Annotated in this window: 21 protein-coding genes and 1 pseudogene; 19 read left to right on the top strand and 3 right to left on the bottom strand. The window is 60.9% G+C overall.

The annotated features are described in order from the left end of the window. The 18 genes and pseudogenes from J5M56_RS20605 to J5M56_RS20520 form a co-directional block, all read left to right on the top strand. Positions 1–419: pseudogene (locus J5M56_RS20605) on the top strand (glutamine synthetase); the annotation flags it as partial. A 46-nt stretch (positions 420–465) separates the two neighbouring features. After that, the gene (locus tag J5M56_RS20600) at positions 466–1,827 is read left to right on the top strand and encodes an aspartate aminotransferase family protein (protein WP_207937659.1); all 1,362 of its coding nucleotides are present in this window, start codon (positions 466–468) and stop codon (positions 1,825–1,827) included. 170 nt (positions 1,828–1,997) lie between these two features. Further along, positions 1,998–3,095 carry a polyamine ABC transporter substrate-binding protein gene (locus J5M56_RS20595; RefSeq protein WP_186476212.1) on the top strand — a complete coding sequence of 366 codons (1,098 nt, stop codon included), beginning with the start codon at positions 1,998–2,000 and terminating at the stop codon, positions 3,093–3,095. Positions 3,096–3,269: 174 nt separating this feature from the next. Continuing rightward, positions 3,270–4,364, top strand: coding sequence for a polyamine ABC transporter substrate-binding protein (locus J5M56_RS20590; protein WP_186476213.1), 1,095 nt, complete (start codon positions 3,270–3,272; stop codon positions 4,362–4,364). Positions 4,365–4,435: 71 nt separating this feature from the next. Further along, a complete protein-coding gene (potA, locus tag J5M56_RS20585) occupies positions 4,436–5,578 on the top strand; it encodes a polyamine ABC transporter ATP-binding protein (RefSeq protein WP_060477157.1) in 1,143 nt (380 codons plus the stop codon). Between the two features lie 35 nt (positions 5,579–5,613). After that, positions 5,614–6,495, top strand: a complete 882-nt coding sequence (locus tag J5M56_RS20580) for an ABC transporter permease subunit (protein WP_207937662.1) — start codon at positions 5,614–5,616, stop codon at positions 6,493–6,495. Then, a complete protein-coding gene (locus tag J5M56_RS20575; protein ID WP_186476214.1) occupies positions 6,492–7,385 on the top strand; it encodes an ABC transporter permease subunit in 894 nt (297 codons plus the stop codon). Before J5M56_RS20580 ends, J5M56_RS20575 begins: the two co-directional genes overlap by 4 nt. Before the next feature lie 232 nt (positions 7,386–7,617). Beyond that, a complete protein-coding gene (locus J5M56_RS20570) occupies positions 7,618–8,706 on the top strand; it encodes an efflux RND transporter periplasmic adaptor subunit (RefSeq protein ID WP_207937658.1) in 1,089 nt (362 codons plus the stop codon). Continuing rightward, positions 8,703–9,767 carry an efflux RND transporter periplasmic adaptor subunit gene (locus tag J5M56_RS20565; protein WP_207937657.1) on the top strand — a complete coding sequence of 355 codons (1,065 nt, stop codon included), beginning with the start codon at positions 8,703–8,705 and terminating at the stop codon, positions 9,765–9,767. The genes J5M56_RS20570 and J5M56_RS20565 overlap by 4 nt, the downstream gene beginning before the upstream one ends. Next, a complete protein-coding gene (locus J5M56_RS20560; RefSeq protein WP_207937656.1) occupies positions 9,764–12,829 on the top strand; it encodes an efflux RND transporter permease subunit in 3,066 nt (1,021 codons plus the stop codon). Before J5M56_RS20565 ends, J5M56_RS20560 begins: the two co-directional genes overlap by 4 nt. 311 nt (positions 12,830–13,140) lie before the next feature. Then, complete coding sequence (gene oscA / locus J5M56_RS20555) at positions 13,141–13,323, top strand: sulfur starvation response protein OscA (protein ID WP_060477151.1); 183 nt, start codon at positions 13,141–13,143, stop codon at positions 13,321–13,323. Positions 13,324–13,373: 50 nt separating this feature from the next. Beyond that, on the top strand, positions 13,374–14,381 hold the full coding sequence (locus J5M56_RS20550) for a sulfate ABC transporter substrate-binding protein (protein ID WP_060477150.1): 1,008 nt from the start codon (positions 13,374–13,376) through the stop codon (positions 14,379–14,381). 100 nt (positions 14,382–14,481) lie between these two features. After that, on the top strand, positions 14,482–15,300 hold the full coding sequence (cysT, locus tag J5M56_RS20545; protein ID WP_186476219.1) for a sulfate ABC transporter permease subunit CysT: 819 nt from the start codon (positions 14,482–14,484) through the stop codon (positions 15,298–15,300). 10 nt (positions 15,301–15,310) lie between these two features. Then, positions 15,311–16,183 carry a sulfate ABC transporter permease subunit CysW gene (cysW, locus tag J5M56_RS20540; RefSeq protein ID WP_207937655.1) on the top strand — a complete coding sequence of 291 codons (873 nt, stop codon included), beginning with the start codon at positions 15,311–15,313 and terminating at the stop codon, positions 16,181–16,183. Positions 16,184–16,186: 3 nt separating this feature from the next. Further along, a complete protein-coding gene (locus tag J5M56_RS20535; RefSeq protein ID WP_207937654.1) occupies positions 16,187–17,176 on the top strand; it encodes a sulfate ABC transporter ATP-binding protein in 990 nt (329 codons plus the stop codon). Between the two features lie 186 nt (positions 17,177–17,362). Further along, a complete protein-coding gene (locus tag J5M56_RS20530) occupies positions 17,363–17,944 on the top strand; it encodes an alpha/beta hydrolase (RefSeq protein ID WP_207937653.1) in 582 nt (193 codons plus the stop codon). Between the two features lie 64 nt (positions 17,945–18,008). After that, positions 18,009–18,839 carry a sigma 54-interacting transcriptional regulator gene (locus J5M56_RS20525; RefSeq protein WP_207937652.1) on the top strand — a complete coding sequence of 277 codons (831 nt, stop codon included), beginning with the start codon at positions 18,009–18,011 and terminating at the stop codon, positions 18,837–18,839. A gap of 174 nt (positions 18,840–19,013) precedes the next feature. Further along, positions 19,014–19,799: a MetQ/NlpA family ABC transporter substrate-binding protein gene (locus J5M56_RS20520; protein ID WP_186476224.1), complete on the top strand. Its 786-nt coding sequence runs from the start codon at positions 19,014–19,016 to the stop codon at positions 19,797–19,799. Between the two features lie 99 nt (positions 19,800–19,898). On the opposite strand, the gene J5M56_RS20515 is transcribed toward J5M56_RS20520, so the two are convergent. Next, on the bottom strand, positions 19,899–20,717 hold the full coding sequence (locus J5M56_RS20515; protein WP_207937651.1) for an alpha/beta fold hydrolase: 819 nt from the start codon (positions 20,715–20,717) through the stop codon (positions 19,899–19,901). A gap of 71 nt (positions 20,718–20,788) precedes the next feature. Next, entirely contained in the window at positions 20,789–23,155 is a 2,367-nt protein-coding gene (locus tag J5M56_RS20510) for a penicillin acylase family protein (protein ID WP_207937650.1), read from the bottom strand. An 87-nt stretch (positions 23,156–23,242) separates the two neighbouring features. Here J5M56_RS20510 and J5M56_RS20505 point away from each other — a divergent pair, with 87 nt between their 5' ends. Next, positions 23,243–23,809: a sugar O-acetyltransferase gene (locus J5M56_RS20505; protein ID WP_207937649.1), complete on the top strand. Its 567-nt coding sequence runs from the start codon at positions 23,243–23,245 to the stop codon at positions 23,807–23,809. On the opposite strand, the gene J5M56_RS20500 is transcribed toward J5M56_RS20505, so the two are convergent. Then, a complete protein-coding gene (locus J5M56_RS20500) occupies positions 23,788–24,357 on the bottom strand; it encodes a DUF6436 domain-containing protein (RefSeq protein WP_186476228.1) in 570 nt (189 codons plus the stop codon). The genes J5M56_RS20505 and J5M56_RS20500 overlap by 22 nt on opposite strands. Positions 24,358–24,410 lie beyond the last annotated feature (53 nt).

Raw genomic sequence — 24,410 nt, 5'->3', positions numbered from 1 at the left:
GCTTCCTGCCCGATACCTCGGCGCCGGTGAACGTGGAGTGGGGCGAAGAAAACCGCACCGTTGGCCTGCGCGTACCGGATGCCGGCCCGCAGAACCGCCGTGTCGAGAACCGCCTGCCAGGCGCTGATGCCAACCCCTACCTGGCCATCGCCGCGAGCCTGCTGTGCGGCTACATCGGCATGGTCGAAGGCATCGAAGCCAGCGCGCCGGTTCAGGGCCGTGGCTACGAGCGCCGCAACCTGCGCCTGCCGCTGACCATCGAAGATGCCCTTGAGCGCATGGAAATCAGCCGCGCGCTGGTGCAGTACCTGGGCAAGAAGTTCATCACCGGCTACGTCGCCACCAAGCGCGCCGAGCATGAGAACTTCAAGCGCGTCATCAGCTCCTGGGAGCGTGAGTTCCTGCTATTCGCTGTCTGATCAACCCTGAGGCCGCTGCTGCGGCTGCCGGAAAATGGAGAGGCACATGAGCGTCAATAACCCGCAAACCCGTGAATGGCAAAACCTGAGCGGCGAGCATCACCTTGCACCCTTCTCTGACTACAAGCAGCTCAAGGAGAAGGGCCCGCGCATCATTACCAAAGCGCAGGGTGTGCATTTGTGGGACAGCGAGGGGCACAAGATCCTCGACGGCATGGCCGGCCTGTGGTGCGTGGCGGTTGGCTATGGCCGCGAAGAGTTGGTGCAGGCGGCCGAAAGGCAGATGCGCGAGTTGCCGTACTACAACCTGTTCTTCCAGACCGCCCACCCGCCAGCGCTGGAGCTGGCCAAGGCGATCACCGAGGTTGCGCCGCAGGGCATGACCCATGTGTTCTTCACCGGCTCCGGTTCCGAAGGCAATGACACCGTGCTGCGCATGGTTCGCCATTACTGGGCGCTGAAAGGCAAACCGCACAAGCAGACCATTATCGGCCGGGTCAATGGCTACCACGGCTCGACCGTTGCCGGGGCCAGCCTGGGTGGTATGAGTGGCATGCACGAGCAGGGCGGCTTGCCGATCCCGGGCATCGTGCACATCGCCCAGCCATACTGGTTCGGCGAGGGCGGTGACATGACCCCGGATGCGTTCGGGGTATGGGCCGCCGAGCAACTGGAACAAAAAATCCTGGAAGTCGGCGAAGACAACGTGGCGGCCTTCATTGCCGAGCCAATCCAGGGCGCAGGCGGGGTCATCATCCCGCCTGAAACCTATTGGCCGAAGGTGAAGGAGATCCTGGCCAAGTACGACATCCTGTTCGTTGCCGATGAAGTGATCTGCGGTTTCGGCCGTACCGGCCAGTGGTTCGGCTCCGACTACTACGACCTCAAGCCTGATTTGATGACCATCGCCAAGGGCCTGACCTCTGGCTACATCCCCATGGGTGGGGTGATCGTGCGAGACAAAGTTGCCAAGGTGCTCAGCGAGGGCGGTGACTTCAACCACGGCTTCACCTACTCCGGGCACCCGGTGGCGGCGGCGGTGGGCCTGGAAAACCTGCGTATCCTGCGCGATGAAAAGATCGTCGAGAAGGCGCGCACGGAAGTGGCACCGTACTTGCAAAAACGACTGCGCGAGCTGCAGGACCACCCGCTGGTAGGCGAGGTACGCGGCCTTGGCCTGCTTGGCGCGATCGAGCTGGTCAAGGACAAAGCCACCCGCAGCCGTTACGAAGGCAAAGGTGTAGGCATGGTGTGCCGTAACTTCTGCTTCGAGAACGGCCTGATCATGCGCGCGGTTGGCGACACCATGATCATCGCGCCACCGTTGGTGATCAGCCGCGAGGAGGTGGATGAGCTCGTGGAAAAGGCGCGCAAGTGCCTGGACCTGACACTCGAAGCGATCCGCTGAGCGTTTGCTAGGCTAGCGATGTGACATTAAGCGGTTACAAGGCCGTGCTTTCCTTGAAACAGCGCCTTGTAACTTGCCAGACTAGTGGCTGTTTCAGTCGCTGCGACGCGTGTAACGCGGGGCCTGGCTGCTGAACGGATGGCTAATCAAAAAAATCTGGAGCATGACGCATGAAGAAAATGGGCAAGACGTTGCTGGCCGCAGCCCTGATGGGTGCCATGGCCACTGCTGCACAGGCCGAAGACAAGGTGTTGAACGTCTACAACTGGTCGGACTACATCGCGCCGGACACCATCGCCAAGTTCGAGAAGCAAACTGGCATCAAGGTCAAATACGACGTCTTCGACAGCAACGAAACCCTCGAAGCCAAGCTGCTGGCGGGCAAGTCGGGTTACGACATCGTTGTGCCGTCCAACAACTTCCTGGCCAAGCAGATCAAGGCTGGCGTCTACGAGGAGCTGGACCGCTCCAAGCTCAGCAACTGGAAAAACCTCGACGAAGACCTGCTCAAGGCCGTGGGCGATGCCAGCGACCAAGGCAACAAATACGCCTTCCCGTACATGTGGGGTTCGATCGGCATCGGCTACAACCCGGAAAAGGTCAAGGCCGCGCTGGGCGTGGACAAGATCGACTCGTGGGACGTGGTGTTCAAGCCTGAGAACATCGAAAAGCTCAAGAGCTGCGGCGTAAGCTTCCTGGATGCCCCGACCGAGATGATCCCGGCTGCGCTGCACTACCTGGGCAAGCCGACCAACAGCACCAGCAAGCAAGACCTCAAGGCCGCCGAGGACCTGTTCCTCAAGATCCGTCCTTCGATCACCTACTTCCACTCGTCCAAGTACATTGGCGACATGGCCAACGGCAACATCTGCGTAGCCGTCGGTTACTCGGGTGACCTGGAGCAGTCCAAGGCCCGCGCTCACGAGGCCGGCGACAAGGTCAAGGTGGACTACGTGATTCCTAAAGAAGGTGCCGGCACCTTCTACGACATGGTCGCCATCCCGAAAGATGCCGAGCATAAAGATGCTGCCTACCAGTTCATGAACTTCCTGCTGCAGCCGGAAATCATGGCCGAAATCACCAACGCCGTGCGCTTCCCTAACGGTAACGCCGCAGCCACCCAGTTCGTGGACCAGGCCATCAAAGGCGACCCGAGCATCTACCCGCCAGCGGACGTGAAGAAGAAGCTGTACGCCATCGCGGCACCCGATGCAAAGGTGCAGCGTGACATCACCCGTAGCTGGACCCGGATCAAGTCGGGCAAATAACCCCGATGCGTGGCCTCTGGGCTGGGGTTTCCCGGCCTAGAGCCTGCCAATGGCAATTGATGATTGCGGCATCGAGGCTGCGCAGGTAAGTTGCGCGCCGGTTTTGTGTGCGCGGCAGCGCTTGTAGCGAATGAGTACGCCGTCACCCAGGCACTGATTGTGAGGACCCACCACTTGTCTATTTCTGTATTTCGCAAGGCCTTGATGGCTGGAGCGGGCCTGACGCTGGCATGCAGCGTCCAAGCGGCGCCTACGGTGCACTTCTACAACTGGTCGGACTATATCGGCCCGAACACATTGGCGGACTTCGAAAAGCAAACGGGCATCAAGCCTGTGCAGGACGTTTTCGACTCCAACGAAACCTTGGAAGGCAAACTGCTGGCCGGCAACACCGGCTATGACGTAGTGGTGCCGTCCAACCATTTCCTCGGCAAGCAGATCAAGGCGGGCGCGTTTCGCAAGCTCGACAAGAACCTGCTGCCCAACTATTCCAACCTTGACCCGGCGTTGATGAAGCGCCTGGAGAAGAACGACCCAGGCAACCAGTACGCCGTGCCATATCTGTGGGGCACCAATGGTATTGGTTACAACGTCGATAAGGTCAAGGCCGCGCTGGGCGTGGATACCATCGACTCCTGGGCGGTGCTGTTCGAACCCGAGAACATGAAGAAGCTCTCCAAGTGCGGTGTGGCCTTCCTCGATTCGGCAGACGAAATGCTCCCCGCGGTGCTCAACTACATGGGGCTCAACCCCAACAGCACCGACCCCAAGGATTACGCAAAGGCCGAGCAGAAGTTACTGGCCGTACGCCCGTACGTGACCTACTTCCACTCGTCCAAGTACATCACGGACCTGGCCAACGGCGACATCTGCGTCGCGGCAGGTTTCTCGGGTGATGTGTTCCAGGCCAAGGCCCGCGCTGAGGAAGCGAAGAAGGGCGTGAACCTGGCTTATGCCATCCCCAAGGAAGGCGGCAACCTTTGGTTCGATGTGCTGGCGATCCCCAAGGACGCCAAGAACGTCAAAGAGGCCCACGCCTTCATCAACTATTTGCTGAAACCTGAGGTTATCGCCCAGGTCAGTGATTACGTCGGTTACGCCAACCCGAACCCCAAGGCTGGCGACCTGATGGACCAGGCCGTGAGGACTGACGCCGCGGTTTACCCACCGCAGGAAGTGCTGGACAAGATGTTCGTGAACTCAGAGTTGCCGCCAAAGGTGCAGCGTCTGATGACCCGTAGCTGGACCAAGGTCAAGTCGGGCAAGTAATCATCCAGACCCGTGTCGGCACCTGACCTACAGGCGGCACGGGCACAAAAATCTTGTTGGGAGTTTCACTCATGGCAGTTGCCTCCGGTGCCTATAAAAAAGCCCTCGAGGGTGGCCAGCAACCCAAGCAGGTGCTGGTCAAGATCGACCGGGTTACAAAAAAATTCGACGAAACCGTCGCCGTGGACGATGTGTCCCTGGAAATCCGCAAAGGCGAGATCTTCGCCCTGCTAGGTGGCTCCGGTTCCGGCAAATCCACCTTGCTGCGTATGCTGGCTGGCTTCGAGCGCCCGACAGAAGGGCGGATCTTCCTCGATGGCGTCGACATCACCGACATGCCGCCGTACGAGCGGCCAATCAACATGATGTTCCAGTCCTACGCGCTGTTCCCGCACATGACCGTTGCGCAGAACATCGCCTTCGGCCTGCAGCAGGACAAAATGCCCAAGGCCGAGATCGACGCCCGCGTGGCCGAGATGCTCAAGCTGGTGCACATGACTCAGTACGCCAAGCGCAAGCCACACCAGCTTTCCGGTGGCCAGCGTCAGCGGGTGGCGCTGGCTCGCTCCCTGGCCAAACGCCCCAAGCTGCTGCTGCTCGATGAGCCAATGGGTGCGCTGGACAAGAAACTGCGGTCGCAGATGCAACTGGAACTGGTGGAAATCATCGAGCGCGTGGGCGTGACCTGCGTGATGGTGACCCACGACCAGGAAGAGGCCATGACCATGGCCCAGCGCATCGCCATCATGCATCTAGGCTGGATCGCCCAGATCGGCTCGCCAGTGGACATCTACGAGACCCCTACCAGCCGCCTGGTGTGCGAATTCATCGGTAACGTCAACCTGTTCGAGGGTGATGTGGTCGACGACGCCGAAGGCTACGCGATCATTGCCAGCCCTGAGCTGGAGCGCAAGATCTACGTGGGCCACGGCATCACCACCTCGGTGGAAGACAAGCACATCACCTACGCATTGCGCCCGGAGAAACTCCTGGTCACCACCACCCAGCCAGACTTCGAGCACAACTGGTCGCGCGGCAAGGTGCATGACATCGCCTACCTGGGCGGCCACTCGGTGTTCTATGTTGAGTTGCCCAGCGGCAAGATCGTCCAGACCTTCGTCGCCAATGCCGAACGCCAGGGCGCCCGGCCGACCTGGGGCGATGAAGTGTTCGTGTGGTGGGAAGACGACAGCGGCGTGGTACTGCGGTCATGAAAATTCGCAAGCTCAAGCGAGCCTTCCAACGCCTGATCCCGGAGGGGCGGCACGTGGTGATCGGGATTCCGTTCATCTGGCTGTTCCTGTTCTTCATGCTGCCGTTCTTCATCGTGCTGAAGATCAGCTTCGCTGAAGCCGACGTAGCGATCCCGCCGTATACCGAGATCTATACCTACGTCGAAGACAAGATCCAGTTGGTACTCAACCTGGCCAACTACGGCCTGTTGACCGAGGATGAACTGTACATCTCGGCCTACCTGGGTTCGTTGAAGATGGCCTTCTTCAGCACCCTGCTGTGCCTGCTGATCGGCTACCCGATGGCCTATGCCATCGCCAATGCCAAGAAGGAAACCCAGACGGTTCTGCTGCTGCTGATCATGATGCCGACCTGGACCGCGATCCTGATCCGCGTCTATGCCTGGATGGGCATCCTCAGCAACAACGGCCTGCTCAATGGCTTCTTGCTGTGGACTGGGTTGATCGATCAGCCGTTACAGATCCTCAACACCAACCTGGCGGTGTATATCGGCGTGGTCTATTCGTACCTGCCGTTCATGATTCTGCCGCTGTTCGCCAACCTGGTGAAGCACGATCAAAGCTTGCTCGAAGCGGCTTCGGACCTGGGGTCGAGCACTTTCAACAGCTTCTGGAAGATCACCGTGCCGCTGTCGAAGAACGGCATCATCGCCGGCTGCATGCTGGTGTTCATCCCGGTAGTAGGCGAGTTCGTCATCCCTGAACTGCTCGGCGGCCCGGAAACCTTGATGATCGGTAAAGTGCTGTGGCAGGAATTCTTCAATAACCGTGACTGGCCGGTGGCCTCTGCCTTGGCGGTGGTGATGCTGGCGATCCTGATCGTGCCGATCCTGCTGTTCAACCGCAGCCAGGCTAAAGAAATGGAGGGCAGAGCATGAAGCGCTTCAGTTTCTCCAGCGTGATGCTGGTGCTTGGCTTGCTGTTCATTTACCTGCCGATGCTGATCCTGGTGATCTATTCGTTCAACGCTTCCAAGCTGGTGACGGTGTGGGGCGGCTGGTCGGTGAAGTGGTACGTCGGCCTGCTCGACAATACCCAGTTGATGGGTTCGGTCATGCGCTCGCTGGAAATCGCCTGCTACACGGCGGTGGCGGCAGTGGCGCTGGGCACTCTGGCGGCCTTCGTGCTGACCCGGGTCACCCGCTTCAAGGGGCGCACCCTGTTCGGTGGTTTGGTCACCGCGCCGCTGGTGATGCCAGAGGTGATTACCGGTCTGTCGCTGTTGCTGCTGTTCGTGGCCATGGCGCAGATGATCGGCTGGCCGCAGGAGCGTGGCATCGTCACCATCTGGATCGCACACACCACGTTCTGTGCAGCCTATGTGGCGGTGGTGGTGTCGGCACGTCTGCGTGAGCTGGACCTATCGATCGAAGAGGCGGCCATGGACTTGGGTGCCAAGCCGTGGAAGGTGTTCTTCCTGATCACCATCCCGATGATCGCGCCGTCGTTGGCGGCGGGCGGCATGATGTCGTTCGCGCTGTCGCTGGACGACCTGGTTCTGGCCAGCTTCGTGTCAGGCCCGGGTTCGACGACCTTGCCGATGGAAGTGTTCTCGGCCGTGCGCCTGGGCGTGAAGCCCGAGATCAACGCCGTAGCCAGCTTGATTCTGCTGTCGGTGTCGATCGTGACCTTCTTCGTCTGGTTCTTCAGCCGCCGTGCCGAAGAGCGTCGCCGCAAGGCGATTCAGCAGGCAATTGAAGAGGGGGCTGCAGCAAACGCTTCGCAGCCTCAGCTCAAGCGCTCGAACCAGGTGGCTGCATCAGCCTGACCCCGCCTATTCGCCAGTGAACCCGCTGCCACAAGGCTTGCGCATGCTCTGAGATGCGCCAACCTGTGGGGGCGGGTTCACCCGCGTATGCCCCCGCCACGATCGAATTGCCTGCCTCGAAATCAGCACCTGATAAGCGTGTAACGGTTTGCCGCCTGCGATGTTTTTCGAACCCTGGACTACGCTGACAGTCGCATCCCTCGAATCATTTGCGCGCAAGCAAGGAGCCTGCATGAAGTTCATGCGTCCATTGTCGGTCGTTTTTCTGGGGCTGCTGTTTTTGCTCACCGGCTGTAGTAAAGAAGAAGTGCCTCAAACGCACCCACGGGTGGGCGTGCAGCAGGTATCGCCAACCGATTTCGCGGCCAGGGTGACCCTCACTGGGGATGTTCAAGCACGGGTGCAGACCGACTTGTCGTTCCGCGTCGGTGGCAAGATCATCTCCCGAAGCGTGGATGTCGGCGACCACGTCAAAGCCAGGCAGGTATTGGCACGGCTTGACCCCAAAGACCTGCAGAACAATGTCGACTCGGCCAAGGCCGAGGTCTTTGCTGCCCAGGCGCGGGTCACCCAGACCAGTGCCGCGTTCGTGCGCCAGCAGAAGTTGCTGCCCAAGGGCTACACCAGCAAAAGCGAATACGATTCCGCCGAAGCTGCCCTGCGCAGTAACCAAAGTGCGCTCAAGGCCGCTCAGGCGCAGTTGGCCAATGCCAACGAGCAACTGAGCTACACCGCCCTGGTGTCCGAGGCCGATGGCGTGATCACCGCGCGCCAGGCCGAGGTCGGCCAGGTGGTACAGGCGACCATGCCGATCTTCAGCCTGGCTCGGGATGGCGAGCGCGATGCAGTCTTCAACGTGTATGAATCCTTGTTGGTCGCGCCACCGAGCGATACCGGCGTCACCGTTAGCCTGCTGGACGACCCCAAGATCCAGGCTCAAGGGTTCGTACGCGAGATAACCCCTACAGTGTCGGCGCAAAGTGGCACGGTGCAGGTCAAGGTGGCGCTGAAGAACGTACCACCCGGTATGCAACTGGGCGCACCGGTCACGGCCAGTACCCATGCGGTCGGCAGGCCGAGCATCGAGCTGCCATGGTCGGCGTTGACCAAAGCGCTGCATGCCCCGGCGGTTTGGGTGGTTGGCGAGGGTGACAAGGTCGAACTGCGTAAGGTCGAGGTCGGCCGCTACCTGACCGGCAAGGTCGTCATCGCCAGTGGCCTGAAGGCTGGGGAAACGGTCGTGGTCAACGGAACCCAGCTGCTACACCCCGGCATGCAGGTGGAGAAAGTCGATGCCACAGCTCCCGGAGGTGCACGATGAAGCGTCTGCTGATGGTATCGGCCGCCATGCTGCTTGCTGCCTGCGGTAGTGAGGAGCAAGCGCCCGAGCCGATCCGCCCGGTGCTGTCGATCAAGGTCCAGCCACAGGTGCAGGCGCAATTGGGGCGCTTCGCCGGGGTGATCGAGGCGCGCTTCGAGAGCACCTTGGGCTTCCGGGTTGGTGGGCGCATTGCGCGGCGCTGGCTGGATGTGGGCGCCCAGGTCAAAGCCGGCGACACTTTGGCGACCCTTGACCCTACCGACCAGCAAAACCAGCTGCGTGCCGCCGAGGGCGACTTGGCCAGGGTACAGGCGCAGTGGATCAACGCCCAGGCCGATGCCCGCCGTCAGCAGCAGCTCTATGATCGCGGTGTGGGGGCCCAGGCGCAGTTGGATATCGCCCAGACCAACCTCAAGACCACCGGGGCCGCCCTGGAGCAGGCCCGCTCGGCTAAGCGCCAGGCCCAGGACCAGCTCGGCTACAGCACCCTGCGCAGCGACCACGATGCAGTGATCACTGCTTGGCAGGCCGAGGCCGGGCAGACCGTTACCGCTGGCCAGGCCGTGGTGACGCTGGCGCGGCCTGATGTGAAAGAGGCGGTGATCGACCTGCCGATCGGGGTGGCCGAGCAACTTAACCAGAACCTCACCTTCACCGTCGCCTCGCAACTCGATCCTGGCATCAACACCACCGCAACCTTGCGTGAGCTGGAGCCCCAGGCAGACCCGACCACTCGTACCCGCCGCGCCCGCCTGACCCTTGCCAGCACCCCGCCGGCGTTCCATCTGGGCACCGCGATCAGCGTCACTCTGAGCTCGCCGGTATCGGCGCGCAGCGAGCTACCCCTGAGCGCCCTGCTCGAACGCGATGGCAAGACCCAGGTCTGGGTGATCGACACCCAGCAAAAAACCGTGAATACCCGGGACGTCACTTTGATCGAGCGAACCGACGACAGTATCGTGCTGGCCTCGGGCGTGCAGCCCGGCGAATACGTGGTGACTGCCGGCGTCAACAGCCTCAAGCCTGGCCAGAAGGTCATCTTCGACGAGGATGCGCAATGAAAGGAAGCTTCAACCTGTCCGACTGGGCGCTCAAGCATCAATCCTTCGTCTGGTACCTGATGTTCGTCAGCCTGCTGATGGGTATTTTTTCGTACTTCAATCTTGGCCGTGAGGAAGACCCGTCGTTCACCATCAAGACCATGGTGATCCAGACCCGCTGGCCTGGTGCGACTCAGGCCGAAACCTTGTACCAAGTCACCGACCGCATCGAGAAGAAGCTCGAAGACCTCGATTCGCTCGACTACACCAAAAGCTACACCCGCCCAGGCGAGTCGACGGTGTATGTCTACCTGCGCGATACCACCAAGGCCGAGGACATCCCGCAAATCTGGTACCAGGTGCGCAAGAAGATCCAGGACATCCGCGGGGACTTCCCCTCAGGCATCCAGGGCCCGGGTTTCAATGACGAATTCGGCGATGTTTTCGGCTCGGTATATGCGTTCACCGCCGATGGCCTCACCCTGCGTCAACTGCGCGATTACGTGGAGCAGGCCCGCGCCGAAGTGCGCGATGTGCCCAATATCGGCAAGATCGAAATGATCGGCACTCAGGATGAAGTGCTGTACCTGAATTTCTCGACCCGCAAATTGGCCGCGCTGGGTATCGACCAGCGTCAGGTCATGCAGGCTTTGCAAGCGCAGAACGCCGTAACCCCGGCTGGGGTGATCGAGGCTGGCCCGGAACGTATCTCAGTGCGCACCACCGGGCAATTCGCTTCGGAAAAAGACCTGCAGACTGTCAACCTGAAGATCAATGACCGCTTCTACCGCCTGGCCGATATCGCCAACATCCAGCGCGGTTACGTCGACCCGCCGTCACCGATGTTCCGTTACAACGGTCAGACCGCCATTGGCCTTGCAATCGGCATGAAGGCCGGTGGCAACGTGCAGGTGTTCGGTGCTGCGCTGAAACACCGGATGGACCAGGTGATAGAAGATCTGCCGATTGGCGTGGGCGTGCATACCGTCTCGGACCAGTCCGTCGTGGTCGAAAAGGCAGTTGGTGGTTTCACCAGTGCGCTGTTCGAAGCCGTGGTTATCGTGCTGGCGGTGAGCTTCATCAGCCTGGGGATGCGCGCGGGCCTGGTAGTGGCATGCTCGATTCCACTGGTGCTGGCGATGGTGTTCGTGTTCATGGAATACAGCGGCATCACCATGCAGCGGATTTCACTGGGGGCTTTGATCATCGCTCTGGGTTTGCTGGTCGATGACGCGATGATCACGGTCGAGGTGATGGTCACACGGCTGGAGATGGGCGAAAGCCGGGAGCAGGCCGCCACCTTCGCCTATACCTCCACGGCATTTCCCATGCTCACGGGCACCCTGGTTACGGTGGCCGGCTTCGTGCCCATTGGCTTGAACGGCAGCTCTGCCGGTGAATACACCTTCACCCTGTTCGCCGTTATCGCGGTGGCGCTGCTGGTGTCGTGGGTGGTGGCGGTGTTCTTCGCCCCGGTGTTGGGTGTGCATATCCTCAGCAGCCGCAAGGTCAAAGGCCATTCGAACGAGCCAGGTCGGGTTGGCCGGGCATTCGAGCATGGCCTGCTATGGTGCATGCGCCATCGCTGGCTGACCATCATCGGCACGGTGGTGTTGTTCGCCCTGGCGGTCTTTTGTATGCGCTTTGTGCAGAACCAGTTCTTCCCGTCATCTGACCGGCCGGAAATCCTCGTCGACCTGAACCTGCCGCAGAATGCTTCGATCGAGGAAACCCGCAAAGTGGTGGATCGTTTCGAGGCGCGGATCAAGGATGACCCTGACTTGGTGCACTGGAGCACTTACATCGGCCAGGGTGCGATCCGTTTCTACCTGCCCCTGGACCAGCAGCTGCAGAACCCGTACTACGCGCAGTTGGTGATCGTCAGCAAGAGCCTTGAAGCGCGCGAGGCTTTGATGCCGCGCCTTAGGAAGATACTGCGGGAAGACTTCGTCGGTGTCGGTGTCAACGTACAGTCGCTGGAGATGGGCCCGCCCGTAGGGCGGCCGATCCAGTACCGGGTCAGTGGCGGCGATATCGATCAGGTGCGCAAACACGCCATCGACCTGGCGACCTTGTTGGATCAAAACAAGTACATCGGCGAGATGATGTTCGATTGGAACGAGCCCGGCAAGGTGCTGCGGGTGGAGATCGCCCAGGACAAGGCGCGCCAGCTGGGGTTGTCGTCCGAGGATGTGGCCAAAGTGATGAACAGCATCGTCAGCGGTGTGCCGATCACCCAGGTCAATGACAACATCTACCTGATCGATGTGGTCGCCCGCGCCGAAGACGGTGAGCGCGGCTCGCCCGATACCCTGCAGAACCTGCAGATCCTCACCCCCAACGGCACCTCGATCCCACTGTTGTCCTTCGCTACCGTGCGCTACGAGCTCGAACAGCCACTGGTGTGGCGCCGCGATCGCAAGCCAACCATCACCATCAAGGCATCGGTCAACGGTGACATTCAGCCGACTGACCTGGTGGCTCAGCTCAAGCCGAAGATCGATGAGTTCGCCAGCAAATTACCTGTGGGCTTCGAAGTGGCTACGGGCGGTACGGTGGAGGAGAGCGCCAAGGCTCAGGGGCCGATCAGCAAGGTCATACCGCTGATGCTGTTCCTAATGGCTACTTTCCTGATGATCCAACTGCACAGCGTGCAGAAGTTGCTGCTGGTGATCAGTGTGGCGCCGCTGGGCTTGATCGGCGTGGTGCTGGCGCTGGTGCCGACTGGCACGCCCCTGGGGTTTGTGGCAATCCTCGGTATTCTTGCCCTGGCTGGCATCATCATCCGAAACTCGGTGATCCTGGTGACCCAGATCGACGAGTTCCACGCCCAGGGCCTGACGCCGTGGGATGCCGTGGTCGAAGCCACCAATCATCGGCGAAGGCCGATTCTGCTGACGGCTGCAGCAGCGAGCCTGGGCATGATACCGATTGCCCGCGAGGTGTTCTGGGGGCCGATGGCCTACGCCATGATCGGTGGGATCATCGTCGCCACCTTGCTCACGCTGCTGTTCCTGCCAGCGCTGTATGTGGCTTGGTACAAGATCCGCGAGCCACAGGGCAACGAACAAGGCCGACCCTGATCTTTCATCCAGGCCGGGCCTGGCCGTGAATGCGAGGGTGAAACTACCCGCGCATTTGCGGCAAACCGGCTCTTGAAGGCCTGCGCGGGTTTTCAGATCAGCTCCAGCCTGTAGCGGGCCGCGAACGGGTCTGCACAGCTCAACAAGACAATCACTTCCCCGAAGCTGCATCTTCTTTTAATTTTTTGGTTATATAAAAATTCTTAAACAGTATTTTTAAGAATATTCGCGCGTCACTACTATTGCCCTCAAGCCAGGCAATCATTTCCCCTTCAAACCCTGCCAGGCATCTCACTCCAAGGAGAACGAGCATGAGTGCATCGCTGCGCAGCATCGACGGTCAGGATGAAGCCACCATTTTGCGGGAAATCCAGAGCGCACTGCGCGACCTGCGGTTTGGAGCGGTAGAGATCACCGTGCACAACGCTCAGGTCGTGCAGATCGAGCGCAAGGAAAAATTCCGCCTGCAACAGCCCGGTCACAAACCCAGCTGAGTCGCGCCACCCCCTTCAAAACTAGAAAAATGCCAATCGGGAGCTTCACCATGTCCATCCGCCGTTATGCTCTGGCTGCGCTTGCCAGTGCGGTATTTGCCGGTTCCGCCATCGCCAAGGACTACGAACTGCTCAACGTGTCCTACGACCCCACCCGCGAGCTGTATCAGCAGTACAACGCCGAATTCATCAAGCACTGGCAACAGGCCCATCCGGGCGACAAGGTGAAGATTCAGCAGTCCCACGGCGGCTCGGGCAAGCAGGGCCGCGCTGTGATCGACGGCCTGCGCGCCGACGTGGTGACCCTGGCGCTAGCCGGTGATATCGACGAAATCGCCAAGCTGGGCAAGACCCTCCCCGAGGACTGGCAGAAGCGCCTGCCGGATGCCAGCACTCCGTACACCTCGACCATCGTCTTCCTGGTGCGCAAGGGCAACCCAAAAGGCATCAAGGATTGGGGCGACCTGATCAAACAGGATGTCTCGGTTATCACCCCCAACCCGAAAACGTCCGGCGGCGCTCGCTGGAACTTCCTGGCCGCCTGGGCCTACGGCCTGAAAACCGGCGGCAGCGAAGACAAGGCCAAGGCTTACGTTCAGGAGCTGTTCAAACACGTACCGGTGCTCGATACCGGTGCCCGTGGCTCGACCATTACCTTCGTCAACAACGGCCAGGGCGATGTACTGCTGGCGTGGGAGAACGAAGCCTTCCTGGCGCTGAAAGAGGACGGCGGCGCCGATAAATTCGAAATCGTGGTGCCATCGTTGTCGATCCTGGCTGAGCCGCCGGTCGCGGTGGTGGACAAGAATGCCGAGAAGAAAGGCAATACCGAAATTGCCACCGAATACCTCAAGCACTTGTACAGCCCGGCAGGCCAGAAGATCGCCGCCGAGAACTTCTACCGCCCGCGAGACGAAAAAGTGGCGGCTGAATTCGGCAAGCAGTTCCCGAAACTGGACCTGGTAACCATCGACAAGGACTTCGGTGGCTGGAAGACTGCGCAACCAAAATTCTTCAATGATGGTGGTGTGTTCGACCAGATCTATCAGGCACAGTAACGCCAAGGAACCCACGGGGCGGCCATGCAGCCCCGGCATCTAGACGCCTGCACTGGCCCGGGAGCGCTCCCGGGCCTCGTGCGTTCAACCAGGGATATTTATGTCACGTCGCATTTCCCCCGTCATACCCGGCTTCGGGCTGACGCTGGGTTACACCTTGGTGTATCTCAGCCTGATCGTGCTGATACCGCTGGCGGCCATGTTCATCCATGCCTCGCAGCTGACCTTCGCGCAGTTCTGGACCATCGTCAGTGCCCCACGGGTGATCGCCGCACTGCAACTGAGCTTCGGCACCGCGCTGTTTGCCGCCATCATCAACGGCGTGATCGGTACCCTGCTGGCTTGGGTGCTGGTGCGTTACACCTTCCCCGGACGCAAGATCATCGACGCGATGATCGACCTGCCGTTCGCCTTACCCACCGCCGTTGCCGGGATCGCGTTGACCGCGCTGTACGCACCAAATGGCTGGGTTGGCCAGTTCGCTACCGACCTGGGCTTCAAGATCGCCTACACCCCGCTGGGGATCACTTTGGCGCTGACCTTCGTCACCTTGCCATTCGTGGTGCGCACGGTGCAGCCGGTGCTTGCGGACATCCCGCGCGAGGTCGAGGAGGCGGCTGCCTGCCTGGGCGCCAAGCCTGTGCAGGTGTTCCGCCACATTCTGGCGCCAGCGCTGCTGCCTGCCTGGCTCACCGGCTTTGCCCTGGCCTTTGCCCGGGGCGTTGGCGAGTACGGGTCGGTGATTTTCATCGCTGGCAACATGCCGATGAAGACCGAGATTCTGCCGTTGCTGATCATGGTCAAGCTCGACCAGTACGACTACACCGGCGCCACTGCCATCGGCGTGCTGATGCTGGTGGTTTCCTTCATCCTGCTGCTGCTGATCAACCTGCTGCAGCGTCGCATCGAAACCCCTTGAAGGAGGCCGCATGTCCAGTTCAACCCTGAATGCAAGTGCTGCCGCCAATGCCGCCCGGCGAGGCAGCGCCACGTCGCGGCGCATCCTGATCGGCCTTGGCTGGCTGGTGTTTGTGCTGTTTCTGCTGCTGCCGCTGGTGATTGTGGTGTCGCAGGCGCTGAAAAACGGTTTTGGCACCTTTTTCGAAGCGATCTTCGAACCCGATGCCTTGTCAGCATTGAAGCTGACCTTGCTCGCCGTGGTCATCTCGGTGCCGCTCAACCTGGTGTTCGGTGTCAGCGCCGCCTGGTGCGTCAGCAAATACACCTTCCGTGGCAAGAGCGTGCTGGTGACCCTGATCGACCTGCCGTTTTCGGTCTCGCCGGTCATCGCGGGCCTGGTGTACGTGCTGATGTTCGGCGCGCAGGGGCTGTTCGGCCCCTGGTTGCAGGACCACGACATCCAGATCGTGTTTGCCTTGCCGGGTATCGTCCTGGCGACCATTTTCGTCACCGTGCCATTCGTGGCCCGTGAGCTGATCCCGCTGATGCAGGAGCAGGGCACTCAAGAAGAGGAGGCTGCACGTCTACTCGGTGCCAATGGCTGGCAGATGTTCTGGCACGTAACCTTGCCGAACATCAAATGGGGCCTGATCTACGGCGTGGTGCTGTGTACCGCGCGGGCGATGGGCGAGTTCGGCGCGGTGTCTGTGGTGTCGGGCCACATCCGTGGCGTGACCAACACCTTGCCGTTGCACGTGGAGATCCTCTACAACGAGTACAACCATGTTGCGGCCTTTAGCGTGGCCAGCCTGTTGCTGATCCTGGCGCTCTTCATCCTGCTGCTCAAGCAGTTGAGCGAGAACCGTATTAACCGCCTGCGCCACAGCGCCGCGAAGGAATGATTCATGTCGATCGAAGTTCGTAATGTCAGCAAGCGCTTCAACAGCTTCCAGGCCCTCAACGACATCAACCTGGACATCAACAGCGGCGAACTGGTAGCGCTGCTCGGCCCGTCGGGCTGCGGCAAGACCACCCTGCTGCGTATAATCGCCGGCCTGGAAACCCCGGACCAGGGCAGTATCGTGTTCCACGGCCAGGACGTATCCGGCCACGATGTGCGCGATCGTAACGTTGGCTTCGTGTTCCAGCATTATGCGTTGTTCCGCCACATGAGCGTGTTCGACAACGTCGCCTTTGGCCTGCGCATGAAGCCCAAGGGTGAGCGTCCGAGCGAGAGCAGGATCGCTGAAAAGGTCCATGAGCTTCTGAACATGGTGCAATTGGATTGGCTGTCCGATCGCTACCCAGAGCAGCTATCCGGTGGCCAGCGCCAGCGCATCGCCCTGGCCCGCGCCTTGGCAGTGGAGCCTAAGGTGCTGCTGCTCGATGAGCCCTTTGGTGCGCTCGATGCCAAGGTGCGCAAGGAGCTGCGCCGCTGGTTGGCCCGGCTGCACGAGGATATCAACCTCACCTCGGTGTTCGTGACTCACGATCAGGAAGAAGCCATGGAAGTGGCCGACCGCATCGTGGTGATGAACAAGGGTGTCATCGAGCAGATCGGCTCGCCGGGGGAGGTGTATGAGCAGCCGGCCAACGATTTCGTGTACCACTTCCTGGGTGATTCGAACCGTCTGGCCTTGAGCGAGGGGCAGCATGTGTTGTTCCGCCCGCACGAAGTGTCGCTCTCGCGCCATGAAACCGAGGGGCACCACGCGGCCGAAGTGCGTGACATCCGCCCGCTAGGGGCGACCACGCGGGTGACCTTGAAGGTAGAAGGGCAGAGCGAGCTGATCGAAGCCGAGGTGGTTAAGGACCACGACAGCCTGGCTGGGTTGGCGCGCGGGGAGACACTGTTCTTCCGGCCGAAGGTCTGGCAGAAGGTGACAGACATCTGAGTGTCATCAGTGAATGAACAGCCCGGGCCCAGTCCCGGGCTTTTTTACGACTGCAAGGTGGCCGCGAACGGGATGATCACTATCAATCTAACTTTTGGTTATTGATAAATATCCTCTTATTCCTTTACGCATATAACTAGTTCCCTATACTGATCTTCAAACACGCAAACTAGTTGGAGGCGTCCCATGCGCAATGAGCTGATTCGTTACCTGATTGTGCCGGGCTGGCAAGGATCGCCAGACAACCATTGGCAGAGCCACTGGCAGCGCACGCTGCCCAACAGCGCCCGAGTCGAGCAGCATGACTGGCTCACACCCCAGCGCAGCGACTGGGTAAAAGCGTTGGAGCAGGCAATAGCCGCCGAACCCACACCCGTGATCCTTATCGCCCACAGCCTGGGCTGCATCGCTGTCGCCCATTGGGCCGCACAGGCTAACCCGGCATTGCTGCGTCAGGTCCGTGGGGCGTTGCTTGTGGCGCCGGCGGATGTCGAGCGGCCTACCTGCGCGGAGGCTTTGCGCAACTTTGCGCCGATCCCGTTGCAGGCGCTGCCGTTCCCCAGCCAGGTCGTCAGCTCCGACAACGACCCGGCAGTCAGCGTAACCCGGGCCCTGTACCTCGCCCAGGTCTGGGGCGCCGACGCGGGCCTGTTGAGCAATGCCGGGCATATCAATGTCAAGTCCGGCCACCAACGCTGGGAACAGGGCTTCGCCTATTTGTACCGCTTGCAAAGCCGAGTCGAGCAGCGCGCGCTGCGCCGCGCCTGATCGACCACGTACGTTCACCCTTGCCTGACGCCCAGCCACCGACGGTATGGGGCGGGAGTTTGTCATGACCATTCAAAACCCATTCGGCCAGCCCCTGCTGACCTTTCCGGAGCTGGACAAGAGCCCGCTGAGCATACGTGCCAAGGCGCTGGTGTTCATCGACCCACGCTCGCAACTGTTGCGTGAGGCGCTGGAGCGGCTTGCGCCACTGCCTGTGCCAGTGCTGATCCGTGGCGAGACCGGTACCGGCAAGGAGCTGCTGGCTCGGCAAATTCACCGCGCCAGTGATCGGCCTGGGTTGTTCGTGTCGGTCAACTGCGCGGCCATAAGCCCGACCTATGCCGACGCGGAGCTGTTCGGCTATAGCGCAGGCAGCCAGGGCGGCACCGCCAGTAGCCGCGCTGGCTGGTTCGGTTCGGCCAATGGCGGCACTTTGTATCTGGACGAGATCGCCGACCTGCCCTTGGCCATCCAGGGCAAGTTGCTAGCGGCCCTGGAAAACCGCGAGGTGACCCGTGTTGGCGCACAGCAGCCCCAGCCTGTGGATGTGCGTCTGGTAGCGGCCAGCAGCATCGACCTGGCGCGGGTGGTGAAGGCCGGCCGCTTCAATGAACGGCTGTACCAGTATCTGAACGAAGGCGCGCTTCTATTGCCGCCGCTGCGCGAACGCCCGGGTGACATCCTGCCCTTGGCCGAGTATTTCGTGGGCATCTACAGCGTTCGCCTGCAGCGGCCTCTGGCATTGATCAGCGAAGCGGCGCAGCAGGTATTGGAGGCGCATGCCTGGCCTGGTAATACCCGCGAGCTGGAGAACGTGATCCATTTTGCGCTGCTGGTGAACGACGGGGATGAACTGTTGCCTCAAGACCTCGATCTGCCGGGGCCCGCAGCTTAGATGGGCTAATAGCGAAGTCAGTGGTGGCATTTTGCTTTTGGAATAAGCGGCGAATTAAAAGATATTGTTAAGGTATAAAAAATCTCGGTATCGTCCGACTCACGCCCACCGCTTAAACGGTTGGGCCCCCGACTTCGCCATCCTCGATGGCTCAGATCCATAACAAGGAACACCATGAAAAAGACCCTGCTGACCACGGCCCTGGCCGCTACCCTGTCGTTCGCTGGCCTGGCATCGGCTGCCGAGAAATTGGTGGTTGCTGCCACGCCTGTACCCCACGCCGAGATCCTCGAGCTGATCAAGCCGACCTTGGCCAAGGAGGGTGTGGACCTGCAGATCAAGGTGTTCACCGACTATGTGCAGCCCAACGTCCAGGTTGATCAAAAACGCCTGGACGCCAACTACTTCCAGACCCTGCCATACCTACAGAACTTCAACGAAGGCAAGGGTACTCACCTGGTGACCGTGGTCGGCGTGCATGTCGAGCCGTTCGGTGGTTACTCGAAGAAGGTCAAGAGCCTGGACGAGCTCAAGGAAGGCGCCACCGTTGCCATCCCTAACGAGGGCAGCAACAGCGGCCGCGCCTTGCTGCTGCTGCAGAAAGCCGGCCTGCTGACCCTGAAAGACCCGAAGAACGCTCTGGCAACCCCGAAAGACATTGCCGAGAACCCGAAGAAGCTTAAATTCCGCGAGCTCGAGTCGGCCATGCTACCTCGCGTGCTGGATCAGGTTGACCTGGACATGATCAATACCAACTACGCCCTGGAAGCCGGCCTGAATCCTGCCAAGGATGCGCTGGTGATCGAGGGTAGCGACTCGCCATACGTGAACTTCCTGGTGGCCCGCCCAGACAACAAAGACAGCGACGCGATTCAGAAGCTAGCCAAGGCCCTGACCAGCCCTGAGGTGAAGGAATTCATTGCCAAGAAGTATCAGGGTGCGGTGTTGCCTGCGTTCTGATTCGTTCTTGAGATGTAAAAACGCCGATGCTTTTGCGTCGGCGTTTTTGTGTGTGGCTGGCGAGCTGGGGCAGCTGCCCCGTTCCGCACAGGGATGAGCTCAAGCCTTGCGCGGTAGCCAGTTCAACAGGAAATCATTGACCACCTTGGGGTTCTCCAGGCTGGAGATATGCCCCGCAAACGGAATCTGGGCCGCCAGGCAGCCAATGATCCGCGCCATTTCATTGGACTCTTCAGGCGGCCGAGGAATGTCCTGATCGCCACAGAGCACGATGGCCCGCTCACCGGCAATCGCGCATAGCTGCGGCAACAGGTCCGGCCTGCCAAAAATCACTCGCCCCATTGGGTCCAGGCTATGCCGAATGGTTTCGGCTGTGCTTGCCTTGAGGTCGGCGCGAAACTGGTCGCGAATCTCCGGCACCGTCTGCCCACCGGCATGGAAGAAGATTGGCACGATGATATCCAGCAGCTCATCGCTGAAGTGGCCTGCCGCGCTCGCTGCATCCAGCAGGGCGAAGTACTTCTGCCGGGTCGCTTCTGGTTCGGCGCCGAGGTAGGTGTCCATCAACACCAGGCGGTCGACTCGCTCGGGGTGCTCAATGGCCAGTTGCGCACCCCACATGCCGCCGACTGACAGGCCGACCAGGTGGCATTGCGGGATGTTCAGCGCGTCCAGCAGTGCCAGGTGCTGACGGGTCAGGGCGCTCATGTCGGTGGTGGTGGGCGGTGGGGCATCGGAGTCGCCATGGCCCCAGAGTTCAGGGACGATGACACGAAAGTGCTGTGACAGGGCATCGATTTGTGGCTGCCACATGGCCGCCGACCACAAATAGCTATGACCGAGCAGTACCGGGAAGCCTTGCCCCTGGTCTACATAGCTTATGCGCGCGCCGTCGATTTCGATGAAGTGTTTTTGCATGGATGGACCTCGGCTGATAAGCGGTTGCAGGTTAATGAGGGTGCGCTGCGTGGCGCAGTTGCGGCTGTTGTTCATCCGCCAGGTACAAGCCTGAGCGTGCTCTGCGCCGGAATCACACCCATCTGTGCTCGCTGGTAGTTGCCTTCGACATACCCTTGGGCCTGATCCGAAAAATGCTGGTCGAACGGCACGCCACTCTGCCCGACCGGGTTGCTGGTCAGTGCCTGCCCGGCATCGGCAAAGTCGATCAGGCGCCGGGTCGATGGCCCATAGGTCACCGGCCATGGCGCCGGGCCGATCTTCGCCGAGAGGTTGTTCGGCACCTCATGGGTACCGGGCGCGGCGAACGGCCCGACGTTGAACAGTAGGTTCAGCGGCTTTTTGGCCCCAAGAGGGTGGTTGTGGGTCAGGGTATGGGCTTTGCCCCATTGCCAGCTGGCCGGGTCGCTACCCATGGTGTCGCGCAGGTGTTTCAGGCTTTGCTGCCAGGCTGTGCGCACGACGGCGGTACGGTCGGAACGCTGGTTGCCACCGCGGGTATTCCACCACGGTGAGTCGGCATCCGCCGCCAGGCGTGGCAGGGCGGCGTCGATGGTGCGGGTGCTGATCAGTATCGGGAACCAGGTATCGCCCAACTCGTCATGCAGGGCTGCGAACGCCAGCTCGTAGAGGAACTGGTTGAACAGCGTGGCGCTGGTGGAATCCAGCGGGTAGTCGCCGCGCCAGGCTGCCAGCTGCTCGACCAGTTCCTTCTCCTCGTCGCCCTTAGCGACCTCGCGCAGAGTTGCCAACAGTGGCGCTAAGGTACGCGAACCGTAATCGCTGGCCGTATCAAGCTGCAGCGCCTGGCTATTGTGCGTGTCCCATTTCACTTGCGGGTTGGCCAGCTGGCGATCGAGCTGGCGGCCGCGGTCGGCGAGGTTGTAGTAGCCGGGTATCGGCACCAGGGAAGGTGGCTGGTAGTTGGCCGAGACGATATAGCCGCTGGCCGGGTTCTCCTGTTGCGGGTTGACGCTGAATGGATAGAAACCGAGTTTGTCGGCCTGGCCGCTGGCACCGTCGAGAATGAACGCCGGGTTCACACTATCTGGGCGGATCGGCAGTTTCGCCGCCGCCCACCAGCCAATGTCGCCACGTGCGTTGGCCCAGACCAAATTCAGCCCTGGCGCCTGCACCTTGGCAGCGGCTTCGCGCATCTTGCCCAAGGTGTCGGCGCGGTTGAGCTGATAGAACCCCTCCAGGATCGGGTTCTCGGTTTCGAGAAACGCCCACCACATGGCAATCGGCCGAGGCCCGGCTGCGCTGCCGATGACTTCATTGACGATTGGGCCGTGGCTTGAGCGGCGCAGGTTGATGGTCACCGGTTGCTCACCTTTGACCGCAATCTGCTGCTCGGTCTGTTCCAGTGTCTGCCACTGGCCGTCGATTTTTACTTGGTCGGGGTTGGCGGGGTTGGTCTGTTCCGCGATCAGGTCGACGTCATCGTTCTGGAACATGGTCAGGCTCCAGCCGAAATCACGGTTGTGCCCTAACATCGCGAACGGGTTCAGCGCCTGGAAGTAGCCATACAGGTTGAAGCCAGGTGCCGAGAGCTCGGCTTCGTACCAGACGGCAGGTACGGCGAAACTGATGTGCGGGTCACCGGCCAGCAAGGGTTTGCCGCTGCGGGTGCGGCTACCGGAAACAGCCCAGGCATTGCTGCCTTCGAACTGCGGGATACCGGCGTCGATCAGCGCGTGGTGGCTGGCAAATGCCACGCTTTCGAGGCTTTGCCAATCGGCAGCGGCTAGCGGCGTACCGAGCGCGCCCTGCGGTTGCCAGTCGAGGTCGAAAATTTTCAGGTATTGCGGGCCAAGCTGGTCGCGGATGTAGGTCAGTGCAGGTTCGGTGCGAAAGGCCGCCGCAAAACTGTAAGCCAGATAGCCGGCGATGCTCAGGGTGTCTTGGGCTGTAAACGGCCGTGGGGTGATGCCGATCAGGTCGAACTCCATCGGCTTGGGGTGGCTGGCCTGCCAGGCGTTGACGCCCTCAAGATAGGCCTGCAGGGCTTGCCATGCGGGCGATTGATGGTCCTGGCGCTGAGCCATCAACGCGGCCTGTTCACGGATGCGCAGGCTGCGAAACAGGGTGTCGGTGGGCAGCAGCTTGCTACCGAATATTTCGGCCAGTTCCCCACGGGCCAGGCGGCGCATGATCTCCATTTGGAACAAGCGATCCTGGGCATGCACGTAGCCCAGGGCGCGGTACAGGTCCGCTTCGTTCTGGGCTTGCAGGTGGGGCACGCCACGGGCGTCATAGCGCACGCTGACCGGCGCCTGCAGCCCAGCCATGGCCACCTCGCCCGAACGCTGTGGCAGCTTGCCGTGCACGTACCAGTAACCGGCGCCAGCGGCCACGGATACAACGGCCACGGCAAACAGGGTCAGGCTGCGCTTCATCGAGACTCCTTGTGCATTCGAGCGGAAACTGTGGTCCGATCATCGACGGATTCGCGAACAGAGCATAGCCCCCTGAAAGGAGTTTCCATGTCCCTCAGCGAAAAACAGAAAATGCTCACAGGCCAGCTGTATCACGCTGGCTGCCCCGAGCTGCAGGCCGAACAGATCGCCAGCAAGCACTGGATGCACCGTTACAACAACAGCGTCGAGCTGCCCAACGAAGCGCGCAACGACCTGCTGGCCGAGCATCTAGGCCACGTTGGCGAGGGCACGGTGATCCGCCCGCCGTTCTACTGCGACTACGGCTACAACATCAGTATCGGCCGCAATACGTTCATGAACTTCAACTGCGTGATCCTTGATGTGGTGCCAGTGCGCATTGGTGATGACTGCCAGATCGGCCCCAACGTGCAGATCTACGCGGCTGACCATCCGCTTGACCCCGAGGTCCGGCGTAGTGGGCTGGAAAGCGGGCGACCGGTGACCATTGGCAACAATGTGTGGATCGGCGGTGCAGCGATCGTGCTGCCGGGGGTGACCATTGGCGACAACGCCATCGTGGGCGCCGGCAGTGTGGTGACCCGTGATGTCCCAGCGGGGGCGACCGTCGTGGGTAACCCGGCGCGGGTGTGTCAGCCGGTCCAGGGGCAGTAGCAGCCTACGGCCAGCGTATTCGAGGCGTTGACCTTACGCCCGGCCAGCAGTGCTTTGAGGATCGGCTCGATGAAACTGTTACTGGCATTGCACACCGCGCCTTCGCTGTAGGGGCCGAAGTAGGCAAGGTTGCCCTGACGGTCCCAGATGGCCACGGCAGGGGAGGCGGGCAGGTGTTCGCTGCCGGGCAGGTTGTCGAGGGTTTGCAGGCTGGCGAGGTTGGCGGGCAGCAGGCCTTGGCTGCCGGGCTTTTGCACAACGTAGAATGCCACGCCCTGGTCGGCGAACTGGGCAATCAGATCGCCAAGGTGCTGCTGGTTGCCCACGTTGCAGGGGCAGGCCGGGTCCCAGAAGTGCACGACGCGGATCGCCCCGGGGCCGGCTAACCCGGCAGGTAGGCGTAGCTGGCTGCCGTCGAACAGCTTGGTCTGATTGTCGAACGGGCGCAGGTAGCGGGACTGGAAGGTGATGTAGGCCTGCCAGAGAACAAGGGCGCAGAGCATCAGTGCGAGCGCCGCCAGGATCTTTTTGGTGTTCATAGGCTTCATGAGTTTCCTGCGGCCTTTTATACGAGCGGCTTTAGCCGCGAAGAATGCGTTGC

Source organism: Pseudomonas sp. 51_B (assembly GCF_017491595.1).
Lineage (GTDB): Bacteria > Pseudomonadota > Gammaproteobacteria > Pseudomonadales > Pseudomonadaceae > Aquipseudomonas > Aquipseudomonas promysalinigenes.
This window is presented reverse-complemented; position numbering and strand designations above follow the sequence as displayed.

Coding starts and splice junctions, on each gene's coding strand:
- J5M56_RS20575 (WP_186476214.1), top strand. CDS start 6,492: ATGAAGCGCTTCAGTTTCTCCAGCGTGATGCTGGTGCTTGGCTTGCTG.
- J5M56_RS20560 (WP_207937656.1), top strand. CDS start 9,764: ATGAAAGGAAGCTTCAACCTGTCCGACTGGGCGCTCAAGCATCAATCC.
- J5M56_RS20510 (WP_207937650.1), bottom strand. CDS start 23,155: ATGAAGCGCAGCCTGACCCTGTTTGCCGTGGCCGTTGTATCCGTGGCC.
- cysW (WP_207937655.1), top strand. CDS start 15,311: ATGTCCAGTTCAACCCTGAATGCAAGTGCTGCCGCCAATGCCGCCCGG.
- oscA (WP_060477151.1), top strand. CDS start 13,141: ATGAGTGCATCGCTGCGCAGCATCGACGGTCAGGATGAAGCCACCATT.
- J5M56_RS20565 (WP_207937657.1), top strand. CDS start 8,703: ATGAAGCGTCTGCTGATGGTATCGGCCGCCATGCTGCTTGCTGCCTGC.
- J5M56_RS20600 (WP_207937659.1), top strand. CDS start 466: ATGAGCGTCAATAACCCGCAAACCCGTGAATGGCAAAACCTGAGCGGC.
- J5M56_RS20500 (WP_186476228.1), bottom strand. CDS start 24,357: ATGAAGCCTATGAACACCAAAAAGATCCTGGCGGCGCTCGCACTGATG.
- J5M56_RS20530 (WP_207937653.1), top strand. CDS start 17,363: ATGCGCAATGAGCTGATTCGTTACCTGATTGTGCCGGGCTGGCAAGGA.
- potA (WP_060477157.1), top strand. CDS start 4,436: ATGGCAGTTGCCTCCGGTGCCTATAAAAAAGCCCTCGAGGGTGGCCAG.
- J5M56_RS20595 (WP_186476212.1), top strand. CDS start 1,998: ATGAAGAAAATGGGCAAGACGTTGCTGGCCGCAGCCCTGATGGGTGCC.
- J5M56_RS20525 (WP_207937652.1), top strand. CDS start 18,009: ATGACCATTCAAAACCCATTCGGCCAGCCCCTGCTGACCTTTCCGGAG.
- J5M56_RS20515 (WP_207937651.1), bottom strand. CDS start 20,717: ATGCAAAAACACTTCATCGAAATCGACGGCGCGCGCATAAGCTATGTA.
- J5M56_RS20535 (WP_207937654.1), top strand. CDS start 16,187: ATGTCGATCGAAGTTCGTAATGTCAGCAAGCGCTTCAACAGCTTCCAG.
- cysT (WP_186476219.1), top strand. CDS start 14,482: ATGTCACGTCGCATTTCCCCCGTCATACCCGGCTTCGGGCTGACGCTG.
- J5M56_RS20570 (WP_207937658.1), top strand. CDS start 7,618: ATGAAGTTCATGCGTCCATTGTCGGTCGTTTTTCTGGGGCTGCTGTTT.
- J5M56_RS20505 (WP_207937649.1), top strand. CDS start 23,243: ATGTCCCTCAGCGAAAAACAGAAAATGCTCACAGGCCAGCTGTATCAC.
- J5M56_RS20520 (WP_186476224.1), top strand. CDS start 19,014: ATGAAAAAGACCCTGCTGACCACGGCCCTGGCCGCTACCCTGTCGTTC.
- J5M56_RS20550 (WP_060477150.1), top strand. CDS start 13,374: ATGTCCATCCGCCGTTATGCTCTGGCTGCGCTTGCCAGTGCGGTATTT.